General features: G+C 58.1%; 2 protein-coding genes and 1 pseudogene. 2 read left to right on the forward strand and 1 reads right to left on the reverse strand.

Going from position 1 to position 3,261, the window contains the following annotated elements; all coding sequences use genetic code 11:
* The first annotated feature begins 758 nt into the window (after positions 1-758).
* Positions 759-1,448 carry an SOS response-associated peptidase gene (locus ACR3FF_RS26410; RefSeq protein WP_458191059.1) on the forward strand — a complete coding sequence of 230 codons (690 nt, stop codon included), beginning with the start codon at positions 759-761 and terminating at the stop codon, positions 1,446-1,448.
* Positions 1,449-1,567: 119 nt separating this feature from the next.
* Positions 1,568-2,479 carry a M48 family metallopeptidase gene (locus ACR3FF_RS26415; protein WP_458191060.1) on the forward strand — a complete coding sequence of 304 codons (912 nt, stop codon included), beginning with the start codon at positions 1,568-1,570 and terminating at the stop codon, positions 2,477-2,479.
* A gap of 695 nt (positions 2,480-3,174) precedes the next feature.
* Here ACR3FF_RS26415 and ACR3FF_RS26420 read toward each other — a convergent pair.
* Positions 3,175-3,261, reverse strand: a pseudogene (locus tag ACR3FF_RS26420) (IS5/IS1182 family transposase); the annotation flags it as partial.

The raw sequence follows: 3,261 nt of genomic DNA on the forward strand, positions 1-3,261 counted from the left end.
ACAAGAGTAGTTATGTAACGAGGGGTCCTAAGCCTGCCGGTTTCGGCGGTTGCGTAGTGAAGTTTACGCGATTCCCGCCCGGCCTAAAAGGCCGGGATTCCCTCGCTGATTGAAGATGGAATCCGCGTCGCCCCAGTCGTGACACAGTTCCATGTCCGGGTGGTGGCATCGACTCGTGTCGACTGGGGCGTTCGAGATGACAGGTGTCGTTGGTGACTGGTGGCTGACGGTCTTGTCTTCCCGATGCTACATGCCGTTCCTCCCTCGGTGGGAGGCAGGCTAGTACTGGAGCCGGTAGCAACCGACTCAGATAGACCATCACCACACCGATGAAAAACTATTGTGACCAGTCTCTCAAAACACGGCTGGCTACTGGTTTTGAGCCGTAAACGATAGGCCTCTACAGGTCACCTCGGAAGTGGACGAACCGAGTGAGTTCAGTGTACACCACCGCAGGAGCGTATCGTCCTTCACGAGTCGATTTGAGACAAAAATCGAGTCCCGGATTCACTCGCTGCCGTCAGTGCTCCGTTCTGTCTCTCGGAGCCAGTAGCTGGCTCCTCGAAGGTGCGTTCGTCGTCCCGTTCGATTCCAGGACCCTCGCGAATCTCTCTCGGAACGGTGACTCGAACCCCTGTCGTCACGCGTGACGTGGCGCATCGGTAACGATGACGAGATACTCGACGGGTCAGACGGGGTCATCGTCTCACCGATTTCCCGCACCGTACGTTGAAGCGTCCGTAGCGTGTACACAGAGTATGTGTGGACGTAACGCTCTCTTCGTCGACCAGCGGGAACTCGAGGACCGCTTCGACGCGAAGGTCGCCACCGATGGCGGCTACACACCGCGATACAACATCGCCCCCGGTGAACCACTGGAGATCATCACCAACGAGTCGCCAGACGAGATAGACCAGTACCACTGGGGACTGATTCCGTTCTGGACCGACGAACCCGAGGAAGGCATCATCAACGCCCGGTCCGAAACCGCTGGCGAAAAGCGCGTGTTTGGGGATGCGTGGGAGTCCCGCCCCTGTCTCGTCCTCTCGTCGGGGTTCTACGAGTGGCAGACGCAGAACGGCGGGCCGAAACAGCCCTATCGCGTGCATCGAGAGAACGACCCGGCCTTCGCGATGGCCGGGCTCTGGGACGTGTGGGAAACCGACAAGCAAGCGATTCCGTGCGTGACCATCCTGACTACCGAACCCAACGAGAAGATGAAGCCGATTCACGACCGAATGCCCGTCGTACTTCCGAGAGAGGAAGAAGATCGATGGCTCTCAACCGGGCCGGACGAGCGCGAAAAACTGTGCCAGCTGTATCCGGCGGACGACCTGGCCGCCTACGAGATTTCGACGCGAGTCAACGATCCGAGCCACGACGACCCCACGGTCATCGAGCCCCTCGAACACGAACAATCCGGGCTCGGTGAGTTTACTTCGGAGTGATTCACCCGAGAGAGCCAACGGAGTAATCGACCGAAGAGAGCCACTCGCTCCGAAATTAAACCCATCTTCTGCGCCGCAAAATCGGGTCGTTATTATCCGGGCAGTGTGTGCGCCCAAACATGATGCCCTCACTCGTTATTCGGACGTGGGGTATCACCCTCGGACTCCTCGCCGCTGCCGTCCTTGGTGTCACAGCCGTGGTTCGGACGGGCGTTCCGCTTTCCGTCGTGACCGTCGCTCTGCTTGCATTCTCCGGCATCGCGTACGCATCCTACCGGTCTGGTGGTCGGTACGCGTTCGAACACGAACACGCCAGGGTGCTCGAATCCGAGGAATTTCCGGAGCTCCAACGAGCGATGTGCGACGTGTGCGAGTCCGCCGGTCGTCCCGTTCCCAGACTCGTCTTGCTGGAGATGGACGCACCGGGTGCGGTCGTCGGCTACGACGACGGCGAACCCGTCGTCACCATCGATCCGCTCCTCACGCAAATGGTCAGCCACGAGGGTGTCCGTGCGCTGTTTGCCCACGAACTCGGTCATCTTGGAACGGACCTTCACACGGATGCTCTCCGTGCGTACATCCCGCAGATTCTCGGCTTCTGCGCCTTCTGGCTCGTCTTTCTCGCTGGCCGTGGTTCCGGTGTCGCCACCGCCGGGTCATTACTGTTCGGCGTGCTCGCGTTCGTCGACGACTGGCGAGTCCGCGTCGTTCGCTACATACTCGGCGTCGGCATCGAACCACTCGCGCTCGTGGTGAGTCGCTACGCGAACCGACTGGAAGAATACCAAGCGGACGCCTACGCTGCCAGCGTGGTCGACCACGAGTCGATCGCCGAGGCGCTCTATCGGGTCGCCGCCGTTGCGACCGGCGAAAACATCGAGGACGTCGCTGGACCAGTTCCGTGGAACGCAGACCGCTCGCTTCGTTTCACACTTTTCGCCACCCACCCAACAGTCGAGAACCGTGTCGATCGGCTCGGTTGTGAGATTCCGGTCTGGGCCAGACCGTATCAACCTCACCGAACGGCCTGACAGTACTGGAGGCTTGGCCTCGAGGTTCGAATCGTCTGCCCTCATTTGGCACCAGATTGACTAGTCACGAACGACTGCAGTGACAGGGATATGTAACATATATCGAATTGAGCATGGATTTCGAGTAGCGTGATGGTATTCTCTTGGCACCAGTGGTCGCATCGACGAGCATGATGGTACACCCCGTAGTAGTCCACAAGTTCGATGGCTCCGTCAGTTTCCGTGCCACAAACGCCGGTGTACAGATCGGCCATACTCCGGGAATTGGACGGACAATAGGGGGTGTAGACTGCTGTTTTCGCACGGCGGCGAAGGCCGCTTTCGCGGTGGCGCGAGTGAGGATGTCGTAGAATGCGAATCGGTCGTATTAACACGGAAGAGACGCTGTGCGACGGCGTTCTGGATTGAGGTCCATCCCGAGAGCAACGTCCGTATCCTGCTCAGTCGAGTCAGAAAACAGAATTCGACGGTACACCCCCAGATTCTTCGGTCAAATCAGGCGTTTCAGGATTTTCGAGCAAGATGGAACCGATTACGGTAGTTTTGCGCTATATTCCTGTCTCAGACTCCTTTGATGGTGAATTCGGACAAATACCAGATTCAGCAGTACTGCGACCAGTAGCTGAATCCATCCAGAGAGTGTCCCTTAATAACGGTACAAATGGCTGTGTTGAATCGCCATACAGCAATGGAATTCATTGTTTCACGGCTCGCTTGATGTTATAGACCACACACATCAGCACGATTTCTCGGAACTCACGAAACCAGGATCGCGCTCGCAC

The organism is Haladaptatus ordinarius, assembly GCF_054177595.1.

Excerpts from the sequence above, each read along its gene's own strand:
- ACR3FF_RS26410 (WP_458191059.1), top strand. The coding sequence starts at position 759 with ATGTGTGGACGTAACGCTCTCTTCGTCGACCAGCGGGAACTCGAGGAC.
- ACR3FF_RS26415 (WP_458191060.1), top strand. The coding sequence starts at position 1,568 with ATGATGCCCTCACTCGTTATTCGGACGTGGGGTATCACCCTCGGACTC.